This is a genomic window from Rhizobium sp. Pop5, from assembly GCF_024721175.1.
In the GTDB taxonomy this organism is placed as follows: domain Bacteria; phylum Pseudomonadota; class Alphaproteobacteria; order Rhizobiales; family Rhizobiaceae; genus Rhizobium.
Genome location: NZ_CP099399.1, coordinates 3,356,533 through 3,373,874 on the forward strand (window position 1 = coordinate 3,356,533; position 17,342 = coordinate 3,373,874).

The 17,342-nt window shown below is 62.2% G+C and carries 12 protein-coding genes; 4 read left to right on the plus strand and 8 right to left on the minus strand.

The window, feature by feature from the left end; all coding sequences use genetic code 11:
* Positions 1-5: 5 nt before the first annotated feature.
* The 4 genes from NE852_RS18790 to gltB all read right to left on the minus strand — a co-directional run bounded on the left by NE852_RS18790 (position 6) and on the right by gltB (position 9,231).
* Positions 6-632, minus strand: coding sequence for a hypothetical protein (locus NE852_RS18790; RefSeq protein ID WP_008533224.1), 627 nt, complete (start codon positions 630-632; stop codon positions 6-8).
* 283 nt (positions 633-915) lie between these two features.
* Positions 916-2,175, minus strand: a complete 1,260-nt coding sequence (gene ltrA, locus NE852_RS18795) for a group II intron reverse transcriptase/maturase (protein ID WP_245270929.1) — start codon at positions 2,173-2,175, stop codon at positions 916-918.
* 661 nt (positions 2,176-2,836) lie between these two features.
* A complete protein-coding gene (locus tag NE852_RS18800; protein ID WP_258155933.1) occupies positions 2,837-4,291 on the minus strand; it encodes a glutamate synthase subunit beta in 1,455 nt (484 codons plus the stop codon).
* A gap of 224 nt (positions 4,292-4,515) precedes the next feature.
* On the minus strand, positions 4,516-9,231 hold the full coding sequence (gene gltB / locus NE852_RS18805) for a glutamate synthase large subunit (RefSeq protein WP_008533230.1): 4,716 nt from the start codon (positions 9,229-9,231) through the stop codon (positions 4,516-4,518).
* 541 nt (positions 9,232-9,772) lie between these two features.
* Here gltB and NE852_RS18810 point away from each other — a divergent pair.
* Complete coding sequence (locus NE852_RS18810; RefSeq protein WP_258155934.1) at positions 9,773-10,825, plus strand: low specificity L-threonine aldolase; 1,053 nt, start codon at positions 9,773-9,775, stop codon at positions 10,823-10,825.
* 53 nt (positions 10,826-10,878) lie between these two features.
* Here NE852_RS18810 and NE852_RS18815 read toward each other — a convergent pair whose 3' ends face one another.
* Complete coding sequence (locus NE852_RS18815; RefSeq protein WP_008533235.1) at positions 10,879-11,733, minus strand: LysR family transcriptional regulator; 855 nt, start codon at positions 11,731-11,733, stop codon at positions 10,879-10,881.
* 92 nt (positions 11,734-11,825) lie between these two features.
* Here NE852_RS18815 and NE852_RS18820 point away from each other — a divergent pair, with 92 nt between their 5' ends.
* Positions 11,826-12,830, plus strand: a complete 1,005-nt coding sequence (locus NE852_RS18820; protein ID WP_008533236.1) for a bile acid:sodium symporter family protein — start codon at positions 11,826-11,828, stop codon at positions 12,828-12,830.
* Between the two features lie 77 nt (positions 12,831-12,907).
* Here NE852_RS18820 and NE852_RS18825 read toward each other — a convergent pair whose 3' ends face one another.
* Complete coding sequence (locus NE852_RS18825; protein ID WP_008533237.1) at positions 12,908-13,378, minus strand: Hsp20 family protein; 471 nt, start codon at positions 13,376-13,378, stop codon at positions 12,908-12,910.
* Positions 13,379-13,839: 461 nt separating this feature from the next.
* On the opposite strand from NE852_RS18825, the gene NE852_RS18830 reads away from it, so the two are divergent.
* Positions 13,840-14,814 carry an alpha/beta fold hydrolase gene (locus tag NE852_RS18830; RefSeq protein ID WP_008533238.1) on the plus strand — a complete coding sequence of 325 codons (975 nt, stop codon included), beginning with the start codon at positions 13,840-13,842 and terminating at the stop codon, positions 14,812-14,814.
* Positions 14,815-14,830: 16 nt separating this feature from the next.
* Here NE852_RS18830 and hisN read toward each other — a convergent pair whose 3' ends face one another.
* Together hisN and NE852_RS18840 are read right to left on the minus strand one after the other, a co-directional pair.
* Positions 14,831-15,604: a histidinol-phosphatase gene (gene hisN / locus NE852_RS18835; RefSeq protein WP_008533239.1), complete on the minus strand. Its 774-nt coding sequence runs from the start codon at positions 15,602-15,604 to the stop codon at positions 14,831-14,833.
* Positions 15,605-15,853: 249 nt separating this feature from the next.
* On the minus strand, positions 15,854-16,735 hold the full coding sequence (locus tag NE852_RS18840) for an N-formylglutamate amidohydrolase (protein WP_258155935.1): 882 nt from the start codon (positions 16,733-16,735) through the stop codon (positions 15,854-15,856).
* Positions 16,736-16,923: 188 nt separating this feature from the next.
* Here NE852_RS18840 and cpdR1 point away from each other — a divergent pair, with 188 nt between their 5' ends.
* Entirely contained in the window at positions 16,924-17,286 is a 363-nt protein-coding gene (gene cpdR1 / locus NE852_RS18845) for a response regulator CpdR1 (protein ID WP_003542883.1), read from the plus strand.
* Positions 17,287-17,342: the final 56 nt, after the last annotated feature.

Genomic DNA, 17,342 nt, shown 5'->3' on the forward strand with positions numbered 1-17,342 from the left:
CTCGCTTACGCCGCCTGCGGCCAGCTCAGATAATAGTAGTTCGAGCCGATCTGGCCGAAGAAGGCGTTGCTGTCGTTCGTCTGGTCGACATAGCTGCCGTTTTTCTTGACGAAGGCGCCGTCGGAGCCGCGCTCCAGATGTGCTTTGAGGAAGTCGCTCCAGCCGCTGACGTCGATCGCCTTGCCGGCCTTGCTTTTCGTATCCGCCTCATCGGGATCGTCGACGTCCCAGGCGGCGATCGACACCCCCTGCGTGGGATCGGAGATGGTGAGCGTGCCCGCTTTCAGTGCGGCCAGCATGTCGTGAGCCTTGCCGCTCTCGCCTTCAGCCGCAGCCGCATCCTGCAACTGCTGCTTCAGCATCGACATGAAGGAGGCACTGGTCACGTCGGTGCTGTCGCCGCTGGCATCGGCCTCATTAGAGGTGTCGCTCCTGGCCGACAGCGTGTCGAGCAGCCCCGACAGGGCCTGATTGGAAAGAAGCGAGGCCGAACTCGAATCGAGCCCGTAGCCGCTGAGGATGCTGGCGACCGACGAACCCTGCGTATCCCCGGAGCTTTCATCGGAACTCCGGAGGTTCTTCAGGGCATATTGGGCCGAAACCATCCTGGTATTATCGAGTGCGGAAACCATTTGAAAAATCCTTGTCGATCGTTTGCGGCGGTCAGCCGCGGCCGATGGTGAAATGCTTGCGCAGCCGAAACGGCGGGGCACGTCCGCTCCGGTCGCCGCCGGCTCCGCTCGAGCCCGCGTCCGATGCAAAATTTCTCTTTCCGGCATTGCCTGAGGCTTGCGGCGCAGCCCGGCGCGTCAAGCGGTCGCACCCGCGACAAGGCGTGCTGTCGGATCGGGTAGGAGGGAGCCTTGCGGCACCCTCCTCCCACACCACCGTGCGAACGGTTCCGTACACGGCGGTTCATCGAGTGTGGTTTAGGCGTCGGAGTTCCTGTTGGAGTGAGACTAGCCCCAGCTGTTCGAAGAAGGCTTTTCGGAAGGCGTCGTTCATGTGGCTGGCCCCGGCATTCCACCAAGGGCCGTGGCCGTTCCCCGCCGAGTCACGGGCACGCTGTTCCGTCAGTCCTCGTTGCCTCAACCGCATAGCGCGCGTGGCCGGTTTCTTCCATTGCCGCCACAGGATGCAGCGCAACCTGCGCCGCAGCCAGCCATCAAGGTCCTCGAGAATCCCCTTACTGTCGGTCAGCCGGAAGTAAGCAATCCAGCCATGCAGGATCGGGGTAAGGTCTTTGATGGTGGCGCCAAGGGCGCGACCGCGCCCGGCACGGAAGGCAGCCTTCAGCTTGCCCCTGAACCGCGCCACGCTCGACGCCGCGATCCGCAGACGCGGCGCCTTGTGGGCGGTCATGGTGTAGCCGAGGAAGGTACGCTTCCATGGACGGTCCACGGCACTCTTCGCGCCATTGACCGTGAGCTTCAGCCGTTCGGTAAGGAAGCAGGTGAGCGAGGCCATGACCCGCTCGCCGGCATGCTGCGAACGTACATAGACGTTGCAGTCGTCGGCGTAGCGGCAGAAGGCATGACCGCGCCGCTCCAATTCCTTGTCGAGATCGTCGAGCAGGATATTTGACAGCAGCGGCGAGAGTGGACCGCCTTGCGGCGTGCCTTCGCTGCGTGCCGTTACGATCCCGCCCGTCATCAGCCCAGCCTGCAGGTAACGGCGGATCAACCGCAGCACCTGCGTGTCTCCGATTTTGCGTGCCACGCGTGCCATCAAGACATCGTGGTTCACTCGGTCGAAGAACTTCTCCAAATCAAGATCGACCACAAAGCGACGGCCGCCGGCCACATAAGACCGGGCGGCAAGAACCGCGTCGTGGGCGCTCCGCCCCGGCCGGAAGCCGTAGGAGGAAGCAGAGAAGTCCGGGTCGAAGATCGGCATCAGCACCTGATGCATCGCCTGCTGGATGAGTCGGTCCAGGACCGTCGGGATGCCCAATTGCCGCATCCCTTTGCCGCCAGGCTTGGGGATTTCCACCCCACGCACCGGCGTCGGTCTGTAGCGGTCCGCCAGCAGGTCTTCTCTGATGCGCGGCCAATGCTCCGCAAGGTATGGCTTCAATTGCTCGACAGACATCTTATCGATACCCGGCGCACCCTTGTTCGCCACCACCCGGCGGTAAGCCGCCATCATGTTCTCGCGGCTGAGGATCGCCTCCATCAGTCGCTCATTCGCCTCCGGTCGAGAGGATCCCGGCCCTGCCGTGGTGTCTGATGCACCCAATGCCTGCCCTCGCGGCTTCCGGCCGCTGCTCTCAGCATGGGCACGGGGCGTCTCAGCCCCGTCTTCTGCGTCTGTCCTCACCATCGAAAGACCGGCCTCCGTCCGGCACTCAATGTTCGGCCCTTCACCGCTTGGTCGGCTAATACGGCTTCTGCTGACCCCTGCCGCCCCATCCCGACGCCTCGCGACGCCGGTAGCACACCTGAAACCAGGGGCAGGTCGGCAGGTCTCCCAGGGTAAGACGCGTGACCTTCGTGCCATATACCTGTCGCATCTACGGCCGCATCCTCCGGGTGATATTGGACTTCAGGCATTTGTGCACCTTCGTCCGGATGCGGTCGCCTCATATGCGTTTCCTGTTCGTCAGGCCGGCACTTTGCTTACAACTTCCTTCAGACCTCGCCTTGCAACGACGCCCTTGTTGTTCGGCTAGCAGTTCCCATCACCAGGGCCTGCAGAGGACTTTCACCTCCAAGTCATCAACCGGATACCATCCCGGTCAAACGGTGCTCTCGCACCACGCGCCATGCCTGGCGCACACAAAAAAAAACTCCGCCGGAAAGGCGGAGTTCATGTCCTCGGAAGCCTATGTCGACCGTCAGTTCGGCAGGACGGTCGAGCCCATCAATGCCTCATCGATCGCGCGCGCCGCCTGGCGGCCTTCGCGGATCGCCCAGACCACCAGCGACTGGCCGCGGCGCACGTCGCCTGCCGTCCAGAGCTTGTCGACCGAGGTCTTGTAGTCGTGGTCGTTGGCGACGACGTTGGTCGAGCCGCGCTTGTCGGTATTGAGCGTCAGCTTGCCCTCGAGCTCCTTCAGCACGCTTGTCGTGAACGGGCCGCGGAAGCCGATGGCAATGAAGGCGAGATCGGCGCGGATGACGAATTCCGTGCCGGCAACCGGACGCCGGCGTTCGTCGACCTCGCAGCATTTGACGCCCGTCAGCACGCCGTCTTCGCCGACGAATTCGAGCGTCGCCACCTGGAATTCGCGTACGGCGCCCTCGGCCTGCGAGGAGGAGGTGCGCATCTTCGTCGCCCAGAAGGGCCAGACGGCGAGCTTGTCTTCCTTCTCAGGCGGCTGCGGCCGGATGTCGAGCTGGGTGACCTTGACGGCCCCCTGGCGGAACGCCGTCCCGACGCAGTCCGAGGCCGTATCGCCGCCGCCGACGACGACGACATGCTTGGCTCCGGCCAGGATCGGGTCCGACGGCCAGCCGACGCTGTCGATGTTTTCGCGCCCGACGCGGCGGTTCTGCTGCACGAGATAGGGCATCGCATCATGCACGCCGGCAAGATCCGTACCCGGAATACCCGCCTCGCGCGGCGTCTCGGAGCCGCCGCAGTAGAGAACCGCGTCGTGATCGGCGAGCAACTGCTCGACCTTGACGTCGACGCCGACATTGACGCCGCAATGGAAGGTGACGCCCTCGCCCTTCATCTGCTCGACACGGCGGTCGATGAAGTTCTTCTCCATCTTGAAATCGGGGATGCCGTAGCGCAACAGTCCGCCCGGCTTCGTCTCGCGCTCGTAGACATGCACGTCATGACCGGCGCGGCCCAGCTGCTGGGCGGCAGCCATGCCGGCAGGACCGGAGCCGATGACGGCGACCTTCTTGCCGGTGTGGACGGTGGCCGGCTGCGGCCTGATGAACCCGAGCTCATAGGCCTTGTCGGCAATCGCCTGCTCGATCGTCTTGATCGCGACCGGAGCATCCTCGAGATTCAAAGTGCAAGCTTCCTCGCAGGGCGCGGGGCAGACGCGGCCGGTGAATTCCGGGAAGTTGTTGGTCGAATGCAGGTTCTGGATCGCCGCTTCCCAATTGTTGTTGTAGACGAGGTCGTTCCAGTCGGGAATCTGGTTGTGCACCGGGCAGCCGGTCGGACCGTGACAATAGGGAATGCCACAGTCCATGCAGCGCGCGGCCTGTTTCTGCACTTCCGGGTCCGACATCGGGATCGTGAACTCGCGGAAATGCCGGATGCGATCCGACGCCGGCTGGTACTTCGCCACCTGCCGGTCGATTTCCAGAAATCCTGTAACCTTACCCATTTCTTCGTCCCTTACCCTCATGACCGCCTCACCGCGGCCAGTTGTCTGTCGTCAGTCCCCGGAGTTCCGGGCGGGTTGCTTGTCTTGACCGTCATTGGAACAGATCTCCTGTAGGACACCGTACGATCCGGACGGCCCATCGCCGTCGTCATGTTCGTGTGGAGTCATCGAGATGTTTCCGTCATCCGCCATCTGCGATGAGATGGCGGATGCTCCGGTTCAAATCATTCCGCGGCGATGCCCATCCGGCTGCGCTCCATTTCCTCGAGCGCACGCCGGTATTCCACAGGCATGACCTTGCGGAACTTCGGACGGTAGTCCGCCCAATTGTCCAGGATCTGCTTGGCGCGGGCCGAACCCGTATAGTGCAGATGGTTGGAGATCAGTTGGTAGAGGCGCTCCTCGTCGTGTCGGGTCATGTCACCCGAGACGTCGACACGTCCCTTGTGCATGAGGTCGCCGCCATGATGATGCAGCTTCTCCAGCATGTCGTCTTCCTCCGGCACCGGCTCGAGCTCGACCATCGCCATGTTGCAGCGGCTGGCGAAATCGCCGGTTTCATCGAGCACATAGGCGACACCGCCGGACATGCCGGCCGCGAAGTTGCGACCTGTGCCACCGAGCACGACGACGACGCCGCCGGTCATGTATTCGCAGCCATGATCGCCGACACCTTCGACGATGGCGATCGCACCCGAGTTGCGCACGGCGAAACGTTCGCCCGCCACGCCGCGGAAATAGCATTCGCCCTCGGTCGCGCCGTAAAGCACGGTATTGCCTACGATGATCGAGTTTTCGGCGACGATCCGCGAATTCTCCGGCGGCCGGATGATGATCTTGCCGCCCGAAAGCCCCTTGCCGACATAGTCGTTGCCGTCACCGATCAGGTTGAAGGTGACGCCGCGCGCGAGGAAGGCGCCAAAGCTCTGCCCCGCCGTGCCGCGAAGCGTCACGTTGATCGTGTCTTCCTTCAGCCCGCGGTGGCGGAAGCGCTTGGCGACCTCGCCGGAAAGCATCGCGCCCGCCGAGCGGTCGACATTCTTGATGCCGACTTCGAAGGCGACGGGCGTCTTGTCGGTCAGCGCCGGTTGTGCCTGCTCGATCAGCTTGCGATCGAGAATGTCGTCGATCGGGTGCTGCTGCCGGCTCGTCCAGAAAGTCTCCTCCTTCGGGGCGTCGACCTTGTGGAAGATGCGGCTGAAATCGAGGCCCTTGGCCTTCCAATGCGCCAGCATCTCGTCCTTCTCCAGAAGCTCTGAGGCGCCGATGATCTCGTCGAGCCGGGTGAACCCGAGCGAGGCAAGGATTTCGCGCACTTCGTTGGCGACGAAGAAGAAGTAGTTGATGACGTGCTCGGGCGTGCCCTTGAAGCGCTTGCGCAGCACCGGATCCTGCGTCGCAACACCTACCGGACAGGTGTTGAGATGGCACTTGCGCATCATGATGCAGCCGGCCGCGATCAGCGGTGCGGTGGCGAAGCCGAACTCGTCGGCCCCAAGCAGCGCCCCGATGATGACGTCGCGACCGGTCTTCAGACCGCCGTCCACCTGCAGCGCGACGCGCGAGCGCAACCCGTTCAGCACCAGCGTCTGCTGGGTTTCGGCAAGGCCGATCTCCCAAGGGCTGCCGGCATGCTTGAGCGAGGTCAGCGGCGAGGCGCCCGTGCCGCCGTCGAAACCGGCGACCGTGATATGGTCGGCGCGCGCCTTGGCAACGCCCGCGGCAACCGTGCCGACGCCGACTTCGGAGACGAGCTTGACCGACACGTCAGATGTCGGGTTGACGTTCTTCAGATCGTAGATCAGCTGCGCCAGATCCTCGATCGAATAGATGTCATGGTGCGGCGGCGGCGAGATCAGTCCGACGCCCGGGGTCGAATGGCGGGTCTTGGCAACGGTCGCGTCGACCTTATGGCCCGGCAACTGGCCGCCTTCGCCGGGCTTTGCACCCTGCGCCACCTTGATCTGCAGTACGTCGGCATTGACGAGATATTCGGTGGTGACGCCGAAGCGGCCCGACGCGATTTGCTTGATCGCCGAACGTTCCGGGTTCATCGAACCGTCGGAGAGCGGCATGTAGCGGTCGGATTCCTCACCGCCCTCGCCGGTATTCGACTTGCCGCCGATCCGGTTCATGGCGATCGCCAGCGTCGTATGCGCTTCGCGCGAAATCGAGCCGAAGGACATCGCCCCCGTCGAGAAACGCTTGACGATATCGGCCGCCGGCTCGACCGCGTCGACCGATACCGGCTTGCGGCCAAGCGCTTCGGCGCTCTTGATATTGAAGAGCCCGCGGATCGTGTTCATGCGCAGCGCCGAATTGTTCACCATCTCGGAGAATTCGCGGTAGCGATCCTCGGCATTGCCGCGCACGGCATGCTGGAGGGCTGCAACCGCATCCGGCGTCCAGGCATGGCTTTCGCCGCGCATACGGTAAGCATATTCGCCGCCGATATCGAGCGTCGTCGCCAGCAGCGGATCCTTGCCGAAGGCCGCAGTGTGGCGGGCAACGGTCTCTTCGGCGATCGCCTCGAGGCCGATGCCTTCGATCATCGTCGCGGTTCCGAAGAAATACTTGTCGACCAGTTCCGATGCCAGGCCGATCGCATCGAAGATCTGCGCGCCGCAATAGGACTGGTAGGTCGAGATGCCCATCTTCGACATGACCTTGAGGATGCCTTTGCCGACCGCCTTGATGTAGCGGTAGACGACTTCGGAGGCATCCACTTCCTTCGGGAATTCGCCCTTGGCATGCATGTCGAGCAGCGTGTCGAAGGCGAGATAGGGGTTGATCGCCTCCGCGCCGTAGCCGGCAAGCAGGCAGAAATGATGCACCTCGCGCGGCTCGCCGGTCTCGACGACGAGGCCGACCGAGGTGCGAAGCCCCTTGCGGATCAGGTGATGGTGCACGGCAGCCGTTGCGAGCAGCGCCGGAATGGCGATTCTGTCAGGCCCGATCTGGCGGTCGGAGAGCACGATGATGTTATAGCCGCCCTTGACGGCCGCTTCCGCGCGCTCGCAGAGCCGGTCGAGCATTTCGGGCATGCCTGCCGCACCGCGCTCGATATCATAGGTGAAGTCGAGGGTCTTGGTGTCGAAGCGGTCTTCCGTATGGCCGATCGAGCGGATCTTCTCGAGATCGCCATTGGTCAGGATCGGCTGGCGCACTTCGAGGCGCTTGGCGTTTGCCATGCCCTCATGGTCGAGGATGTTCGGACGCGGACCGATGAAGGAGACGAGGCTCATCACCAGCTCTTCGCGGATCGGGTCGATCGGCGGGTTCGTCACCTGCGCGAAGTTCTGCTTGAAATAGGTGTAGAGCAGCTTCGGCTTTTCCGACATCGCCGAGATCGGCGTATCGGTACCCATCGAGCCGATCGCTTCCTGGCCGGTCGTCGCCATCGGCGACATCAGGATGCGTGTATCCTCGAGCGTGTAGCCGAAGGCCTGCTGGCGGTCGAGCAGCGACACGTCGCGGCGCAGCGCCCGCGGCTCCACCGGCTTCAGCTCTTCGAGGATGAGCTGGGTGCGGTCGAGCCAGCTGCGATAGGGATGCGCCGTCGCAAGCTGCGACTTCACCTCATCGTCGGAGATGATGCGACCTTCTTCCATGTCGATCAGCAGCATCTTGCCCGGCTGCAGGCGCCACTTCTGGATGATCCTCTCCTCCGGAACCGGCAACACGCCGGCTTCGGACGCCATGATGACGCGGTCGTCATCGGTGACGAGATAGCGCGCCGGCCGCAGACCGTTGCGATCGAGCGTGGCGCCGATCTGCTTGCCGTCGGTGAAGGCGACAGCGGCCGGCCCGTCCCACGGCTCCATCAGTGCGGCGTGATATTCGTAGAAGGCCTTGCGTTCGGCGGCCATCGACTGGTTGCCGGCCCAGGCTTCCGGGATCAGCATCATCACCGCATGCGCCAGCGAATAACCGCCGCGCACCAGGAATTCCAGCGCATTGTCGAAGCAGGCGGTATCCGACTGGCCTTCGTAGGAGATCGGCCAGAGCTTGGAGATGTCCTCGCCGAACAGCGGCGAGGAAACCGAGGCCTGTCGCGCCGCCATCCAGTTGACATTGCCGCGCAGCGTGTTGATCTCGCCGTTATGGGCGACCATGCGATAGGGATGCGCGAGCTTCCACGACGGGAAGGTGTTGGTCGAGAAGCGCTGGTGCACGAGAGCGACCGCGCTTTCGAAACGCGGGTCGGCCAAGTCCTTATAATAGGCGCCGACCTGATAGGCCAGGAACATGCCCTTGTAGACTACCGTCGCCGAGGAGAGCGACACCGGATAGAAATTGCTCTCCTCGCCGTCGAATTCGTCATAGATACGGTTGGAGATCACCTTGCGCAGCGTGAACAGCCGGCGCTCGAACTCGTCGTTATTTTCGGCATCTTCACCGGCGCCGATGAAGACCTGCACATGATGCGGTTCGGTCGCGGCAATGTCAGGCGCCTTGGAAAGCGAGGAGTTATCGACCGGCACGTCGCGGAAGCCGATGAAGACCTGGCCCTCTTCGATGATGACGTCCTTGATTACCTTCTTGAAGTGTTCGATCTGCTTTTCGTCGCGCGGCATGAAGATATGGCCGACACCATATTCGCCGGCCGGTGGCAGGGTGATGCCCTGCGCGGCCATCTCTTCGCGGAAGAAGCGATCGGGGATCTGCACCAGAATGCCAGCGCCGTCGCCCATCAGCGGATCAGCGCCGACGGCGCCGCGATGCGTCAGGTTCTCGAGGATGAAGAGGCCGTCCTTGACGATCTGATGCGACTTCTCGCCCTTCAGATGCGCGACGAAGCCGACACCGCAGGCGTCGTGTTCGTTGGCAGGATCGTAAAGCCCTTGCTTCTTCGGCAGGCCGGATTTGGACATATTGGCCGTCGCGCGCACATCTGCAGCAGCAAACCGGTCAAATTCCATGGATGGCGTCTTCGTCATCGTCTTTCCTCCTGTCGAAGCCCGCGGGGCCGCGGGCGGCTTTTCGTCTTGCGCCGCAACCCGAAAATAGGTCCGTCGCATGACAGCGCTGTTGCATTGTGAAGATCGGCCGCAGACATCTGCTCGGGAAAGCAAACCGTCGCGTTCCGCGCCTGCCATTCGCCTCCGCACGCCGCCCGTCCAAGGGTTTGGCGCTCGGAAGAACTATAGCGTGAAAGCCGTTCCATTCCAGGGCTTTCGGCACCTCTTCGGCCGCAAGGGCCAAAGTAGGACAGCAACACTGTCCTAATTCATCAGTTCTATGCCAGAAACGATCATGGTCCGCAAGAGCGTCCCGTTAAAAATCGTGATTTTGCGACGGAAGATTGCCAGATAAACCCCGATGGCGAAATAAAATTACTCCTTACTGCATTATTCTTTTTATTGATTGCGTAGTTCAATTTTCGTGATGTGTCAGGCGTGGCAATCTTGATCCCGTGAAGCTTTGGCGTAAGGTCCGCTGCGAACCTCCCAGCCCGATCCACGCCCCAGGTCTCCATTCATGTTCTTTGCTTCCGATAATTGGGCCGGCGCCCACAGATCCATTGCCGAACGCTTGCTGGCGGAATCGGCCGGCTTTGCCCCTGCCTATGGCGCCGGCGATCTCGATAAAAAGGTCGAGGCCCGCTTCTCCGAGATCTTCGAGCGTGAGGTTTCGGTTTTCTTCGTCGCCACCGGCACCGCTGCCAACGCCTTGTCTCTGGCGAGCGTCCAGCGCCCCGGCGGCATCACCTTCTGCCATTCGGAAGCCCATGTGATCGAGGATGAATGCGGCGCGCCGGAATTCTTCTCCGGCTCCGCCCGCCTCGTTGCTGTCGACGGTGAAGCTGGCAAGATCGATCCGGCCAGGCTTTCGGCAAGGATCGCGCACTTCCCCGAAGACGCCCTCCGTCATGGCCGCGCCAGCGCGGTGACCATCACCCAGGCGACCGAGATCGGCACCGTCTATTCCCTGCCTGAGATCGGCGAGATCGCTGCCATATCAAGGAAGCGCAACATGCCGCTCCACATGGACGGCGCCCGCTTTGCCAACGCGCTGGTGGCGCTTGGCGCCACCCCAGCCGAGATGACCTGGAAGCGCGGCGTCGACATGCTGTCCTTCGGCGGCACCAAGAACGGCTGCTGGTGCGCGGAGGCGATCGTCTTCTTCAATCCCGATCAGGCAAAGGAAATGCCCTTCATCCGCAAGCGGGCCGCCCAGCACTTCTCCAAGTCGCGCTTCATCGCCGCCCAGTTCGATGCCTATTTCGAAAACGGCCTCTGGCTCGATCTCGCCCGCCATTCGAACGGCATGGCAGAGCGCTTGCGCGCCGGCATCGGCGCGAGCGGTACCGCCCGCCTCGCCTGGCGGACCGCATCCAACGAGGTTTTTGCCGTCGTCAGCAAAAGCGCGGCCAAAACCGCGGAGGAGAAGGGCGCGAAATTCTACGAATGGCCGGTGCCGGCGACAACGCCGGATCTCGTTTCCGGAAGCGAGACCCTCATCCGTCTCGTCACCAGCTTCGCGACGACAGAGGCCGATGTCGATGGTTTCCTGAAGTGCCTCTCCGCATGACCTCCGATCGACTGGCCTGCCGGTGCGGCGGGCCTGTCGAGCGGCGCGATGCCTCACGCTGACTTCAGCCTCCTCACTTTTTGCAGAATATCCTCCGAAAGTGCGGCGACCAGCGCCTGATCTGCGCCCTTGCGCGGCACCAGCACGAACTCCACGTCCTCCAGCACCGGCAGCTTTCCCGCGGCGATCTCCTTCAGCCCCGATGGCGCCATGCTGCGTGGCTGCACCAGGACGCCCATGCCGGCCCGCGCCGCCGCCGTCAGCCCGCTCAGGCTGCCGCAGGTGCAGACGATCCGCCACGCCACGCCGTTTCGACCAAGCGCCTCCAGCGCGATGGCTCGCGTCACGCTCGGCGGCGGAAAGGCGATGAGCGGCAGGAGACCGGAGGCGAGCACATGTTCGGGATCGCGCGCCAGCCAGACGAGCGGCTCGCGATAGACGAGTTTTCCCCGCGCATCGCCGAGCCGACGCTTGGCGAGCACCAGATCGATCTCGCCATTGTCCTGCATCTCGTAAAGGACGCCTGATAGTGCCACGGTCAGCTCAAGGTCGACGGAAGGATGCGAACGCACGAAATCCTCCAGCACTGCCGGCAGCTGGCTGGTAACGAAATCCTCCGACACGCCGAGCCGCAGGCTGCCGCGCAGGCTGTGGCTCTTGAACAGCGATTGGACCTGCCCCTCGATCTGAAGCATGGCGCGCGCATGCGAAAGCAGCGCCTCGCCATCGCCCGTCAGCATCACCTTATGCGTGTCGCGCGCAAGCAGCTTGCGCCCGAGTGTGGTCTCCAGCCGCTGGATGTGCTGGCTGACCGTCGATTGGCCAAGGCCAAGCCTTTCTGCGGCCAGCGTGAAACTGCCCATCTGTTCGACGGCGACGAAACTGCGGAGTTGCGAAAGATCCAGCATGACAAATCCAGTTTTTCGATAACTGTTATTCCTTGCATCCTGGATCATAATGGACGACAGAACAATGACTGTTATTACGCCGCGAGAACGCCATGCGCCGCTTTCTGCCCGATACTTTCACGATCCTGCTCGTCTGCACCGTCATCCTTGCTTCACTGCTTCCGGCGAGCGGCACATTCGCGGGCTATTTCGGCATCGCCACCGATCTTGCCATTGCGGCACTGTTCTTCCTGCATGGAGCGCGCCTGTCGCGTGACGTCGTCATTGCTGGCCTCCTGCACTGGCGCCTGCATCTCGTCATCCTGCTGACCACCTTCGGCATCTTCCCGCTGCTCGGCCTGGCGCTCGGATTGGTCCCCGATACGATCCTGCCGCAGCCGCTTTATCTCGGCATCCTCTTCCTCTGCGTGCTGCCCTCGACGGTGCAGTCGTCGATCGCCTTCACCTCAATGGCAGGCGGCAACGTGCCTGCCGCGATCTGTTCAGCCTCGGCCTCCAACATTTTCGGCATGTTCCTGACGCCCCTACTCGTCGGCCTGCTCTTTTCGGTCGGCGGTCACGGCGGCTTCTCCTTCGATGCACTTCAGCAGATCCTGCTGCATTTGCTTGCCCCTTTCATCGTCGGCCAGATCCTGCAGCCCTGGATCGGCGGTTGGATCCGCGCCAAGAAGAAGATCCTGATGCCAGTCGACCGCGGCTCGATCCTGATGGTCGTCTATCTCGCCTTCTCGACGGCGGTCGTCGAAGGGCTGTGGCACACTTTCTCGATTGCCGACATCGCCGTCGTCATCGTTGCCGACATCGTCCTTCTGGCGTTTGTCCTTGCTTTGACGATGTTCGGCAGCCGCCGGCTGGGCTTCAACAAGGCTGATGAGATCACCATTACCTTCTGTGGCTCGAAGAAGAGCCTGGCCAGCGGTGTGCCGATGGCAAACGTCATCTTCGCCGGCCAGTCGATCGGCGCGATCGTCCTTCCCCTGATGCTCTTCCACCAGATCCAGCTCATGGCCTGCGCCGTCATCGCTCAGAAATATGCCGCCGCCGCGGCCCGGCGCGCGACGGAACAGCAACTGGCGGACGCCGCCAGCCCGGCCTGAGCACCAAATAAAATGAGCACCAAAGAAAAACGGCGCCCCGATGGAGCGCCGTCCGTTTCCTTGCAAGGGAGCAATGATTAGCCGTTGATGACCTGCGCCTCAATGGCCTTCGGAGCCTCGACCGGCTCGGCGGCAATCGCGATCTTGCGGGGCTTCATGGCCTCGGGAATGTTGCGCAGGAGGTCGATGTGAAGCAGGCCGTTCTTCAGCGAAGCGGCTGACACCTCGACATGATCGGCAAGCTGGAAGCGGCGCTCGAAGGTGCGCTTGGCAATGCCGCGATAGAGGAATTCGCCGCCTTCAGCGGTTTCCTCGTTCTTTTCACCCTTCACGGACAACACATGGGCATGAGCCTCGATCGAAAGTTCGGTCTCGTCGAAACCGGCGACTGCCATGGTGATGCGATAGGTGTTTTCACCGGTGCGCTCGATATTGTAGGGCGGATAAGTCTGCGCCTGCTCCGGCTGGGCAAGGCTGTCGAGCATGGTGAAAAGCCGGTCGAAACCGACGGTGGAGCGATAAAGGGGAGAGAAGTCTACGTGACGCATGATGTCCTCCTGTGGAAGCGACGTGTTGCGATAAAATGCCCCTGAAACCCCATCTTTGGCGGCCTCGGGACGGTTGCGCAGGCCCTTTTGGCACCCGCAGGATGGAGATGGTGATGGGTTTCGTGGAGTTCAAGAACCTTTTTGAAATTGCACCGCTCGGCCCGGTGAACCCGATATGAACGATCGGTTCGGAAGGCATTCAGGCGCATTCGCCTAGGAATTTCGGTGTCGGGGTAAATCTGGTCCCGATGGCTGAAGTGCATCGTCCCTTCTTCTTCGGCCCAACTTCGGCCGGCTGCGAGCACCCTCATGCTCCTGCCGGCCCTTTTGCCGCCGCCCGCCTTGCGGGCGCGCCGCTTTCCAAGCCGCATGCCATGCGCTATCCCTAACGCATCGTGCTTCCGAAAGGATGCACGGCGCTCTAATAGCGAAGCAGTCAGCAGCGGCGCAGTGGCAAGGTCATGGATCAGGTTCTCTATTCGACGCCCGACAATCCCGCCCCGGGAAACCGCACCGAGGGGTTTTTCGAGAGCTATGACGGCCACCGTCTGCGCTACGCCGTTTTCCGCTCCAGCGCCCAGGTCGCCAAGGGTACGGTCGTCATCATCCAGGGCCGCAACGAATATATCGAGAAATATTTCGAGACGATTCGCGATCTGACCGCCAAGGGCCTCTGGGTCGCGACCTTCGATCTGCGCGGCCAGGGCGGCTCGTCGCGGCTCCTCAAGCGCCGCAACCACGGCCACATCCGCCGCTTCGCCGATTATGAGCGCGATCTCGACACCTTCCTCGAAAAAGTGGTGCTGCCGGATACCCGTCTACCCTTCTACCTGCTCGGCCATTCCACAGGCGGGCTTATCGCTTTGTCGGCAGCTCCCTATCTCAACACCCGCATCGATCGCATGGTGCTGTCAGCCCCCTTCATCGGCCTGACGGGACAGGCGGCCTCGCCCCGCACCATCCGCACTCTTGCCGGGATGATGACGGCCCTCGGCCTCGGCTCCCTGCCGCTGACCTCGAAACTGAAGGAGCCGGATTTCCGCGACAATCCGCTGACCTCCGACGAAGCCCGCTTCGAACGCAATATCGCGATGATGAAGGCTCACCCGGAGTTGACGCTCGGGCCGCCGACGGCCCGCTGGCTGACCGAGGCCTTCCACACGATGGAGCGGGTTACCTCGCCCTATCATCTCTTCTCGATCACTATCCCGACGATCGTCATCGCCCCGACGCGGGACGGCGTCGTGCCCTATACGGCGCAGGAGCGGCTCTCGCGCTATTTCCGCGCCGGTCAACTGGTGCCGATCAACGGAGCCCGCCACGAGATCTTTCAGGAACGGGATATCTACCGCGCCGCAGCGCTCGCCGCCTTCCACGCCTTCATTCCCGGCAGCGATGCCGAGGAAAACCAGGACGTCGCCGCGCTCGGGACGTGATGCCGCTAAGCTAGAATCAGCGCTGCAGAATGGCGATTGCCTGCTCGTAGACCGCACGGCTGCCGGCGGCGATGATTGAGCCGCCATTTTCCGGACGCCCGCCGTCCCAGGTCGTGATGATGCCGCCCGCCCCCTCGATGACGGGAATGATGCCGCCGACGTCATAGGGCTTCAGACTGTTTTCGACGACGAGGTCGATGTGACCGGCGGCGAGCAGCGCATAGGCGTAGCAATCGCACCCATAGCGGAAGAGCCGCACCTGACGCTCGATTTCCCTGTATTTCTCCATCTCCTGCCCGGTGAAGAGATGCGGCGACGTCGTGAAGAGAATGGCGTTGGAAAGCGTCTCGCACCGGCGTGTCGCCAGTCGCCGTTCGCCCTCCGGCCCGATATAGATCGAACCATTCTCATCGGCGAAATACCGCTCGCCGGTAAACGGTTGCTCGATCATGCCCATGATCGCCCGGCCTTGCTTCTGCAGGCCGATCAGCGTCCCCCATACCGGCACGCCCGATATGAAGGCGCGCGTGCCGTCGATCGGATCGATCACCCAGACATACTCGCGGTCGAGCCCAACATCGCCATGCTCTTCGCCGAGAATACCGTGGTCTGGAAAATTCTCCTCGATCAGCGCCCGGATGGCGAGTTCGGCCGCCCTGTCGCCTTCCGTTACCGGGTCGAACCCTGAGGAAAGCTTATTCGTGACATCGAGGCCGGAGCGGAAACGCGGCAGGGTCTCGGCCTTGGCGGCCTCCGCCAGACGATTGAAGAACGAGCGGTCAGGAAGCATGGTGGCACCGTTTTGCTGGCGGGATATCGCCTTCATAGCGAAAAGCAGCAGGAATGCAATTATGCGACGGATGCCCAAAGATATCGCAACGCAATATATTGCTTGACATTTGTGCAATGCAATAGTAACGTCATCAGTACAGTCTTCTGACTGTAAATACCCTCCTTGGGTGTTTCCTCCCTAGACTAGCCGCGCTTCAAGCGCGGTTTTTTTTGGCCAGGGAAAACGAAGTCGGAAGAGTAAGCGGCTTTATTCGGCGGCAAGCGCCCGATCGCCAGCGAATTTTTCGACATATTCCGCCATCTGCCGCATGAAGCAGGTGACCGAATCAACCACCGCAGCGAAATCGTCGCGCTTCTCCAGCGTCACCTCATCGACATAGATCGCCCGGTTCACTTCGATCTGCAGCGCATGCAGACCACGTGAAGGCCGGCCGTAATGTTCCGTGATGAAGCCGCCGGCATAGGGCTTGTTGCGGATCGCCGTGAAGCCCATTTCCTCGAGGATGGCAATCGCAGCGCGCGAAAGCTCGGCCGAAGCGCTGGTGCCGTAACGATCGCCGATGATGAAATCGGGCCGCGCCGTGCAGCCGGCGACCCTGACGTTGCCGGGCATCGAGTGACAGTCGATGAGCACGCCGAAACCGAACTGCACGTGCGTTCGCGCGATCAGCCGGCGCAGCGCCGCATGATAGGGCTTATAGACGGCTTCGACCCGGTCCAGCCCTTCCTGCACCGGCAGGCGCCGCGCGTAGATTTCCATGTTCTCGGCGACGATGCGCGGAATGGTGCCAAGGCCGCCCGCGACCCTCAGCGAATTGATGTTGGCATAGGGCGGCAAGAGCCCGTCGAACATGCGCGGATCGAGCTCGTAGGGCTCGCGATTGACATCGAGATAGGCGCGCGGAAAGTTGGCGGCGAGCAGCGGCGCACCGAGCGCCACCGCCGAGCTGAAGAGCTCGTCGACGTAATGATCCTCGGAGCGGCGGATGGCGATGCCCTCGAGCCTGGACTGGGCGATGAATTCCGGTGGATAAATACGGCCGCTGTGGGGAGAGTTGTAGACGAAGGGAATGGTCTGCGACACGGGCTCATGAACGTCAAAAAGCTCGTATTCGCGGATTTCCGGCACTTCTGGGCCTCTTTACCATGTCATGAACTGACTGCTTCGCCCATGTTGCCAGTTGCCCGGCCTCAAGTCCATACTATGTAGAAGGGATGGCGGTCGCACATAGGCAATTCACCGGTTGTTTACCGGGTAAAGACTAGTGTAAACGGCTGGTAGCCCACCCAAAACCTATTGATCAGCGGTCTGGATTAATGACTCAGAAGATACTTCTCGCCGAAGACGACAACGACATGCGCCGTTTCCTGGTGAAAGCGCTCGAAAAGGCCGGCTACAAGGTCCTTTCTTACGACAATGGCGCCAGCGCCTATGACCGGCTGCGCGAGGAGCCGTTTTCCCTTTTGCTGACCGATATCGTCATGCCTGAAATGGACGGCATCGAGCTGGCGCGCCGCGCCACCGAACTCGACCCCGACCTGAAGGTGATGTTCATCACCGGGTTCGCCGCCGTCGCGCTGAACCCTGATTCGAAGGCGCCGAAGGATGCCAAGGTCCTTTCCAAGCCTTTCCACCTGCGCGACCTCGTCGACGAGGTCAACAAAATGCTTGCCGCGTAAGGCTTGCCGGCCGGTGCGTCACAAAACTGAAAAAAGCCTATTGACGGCTCCGAAGG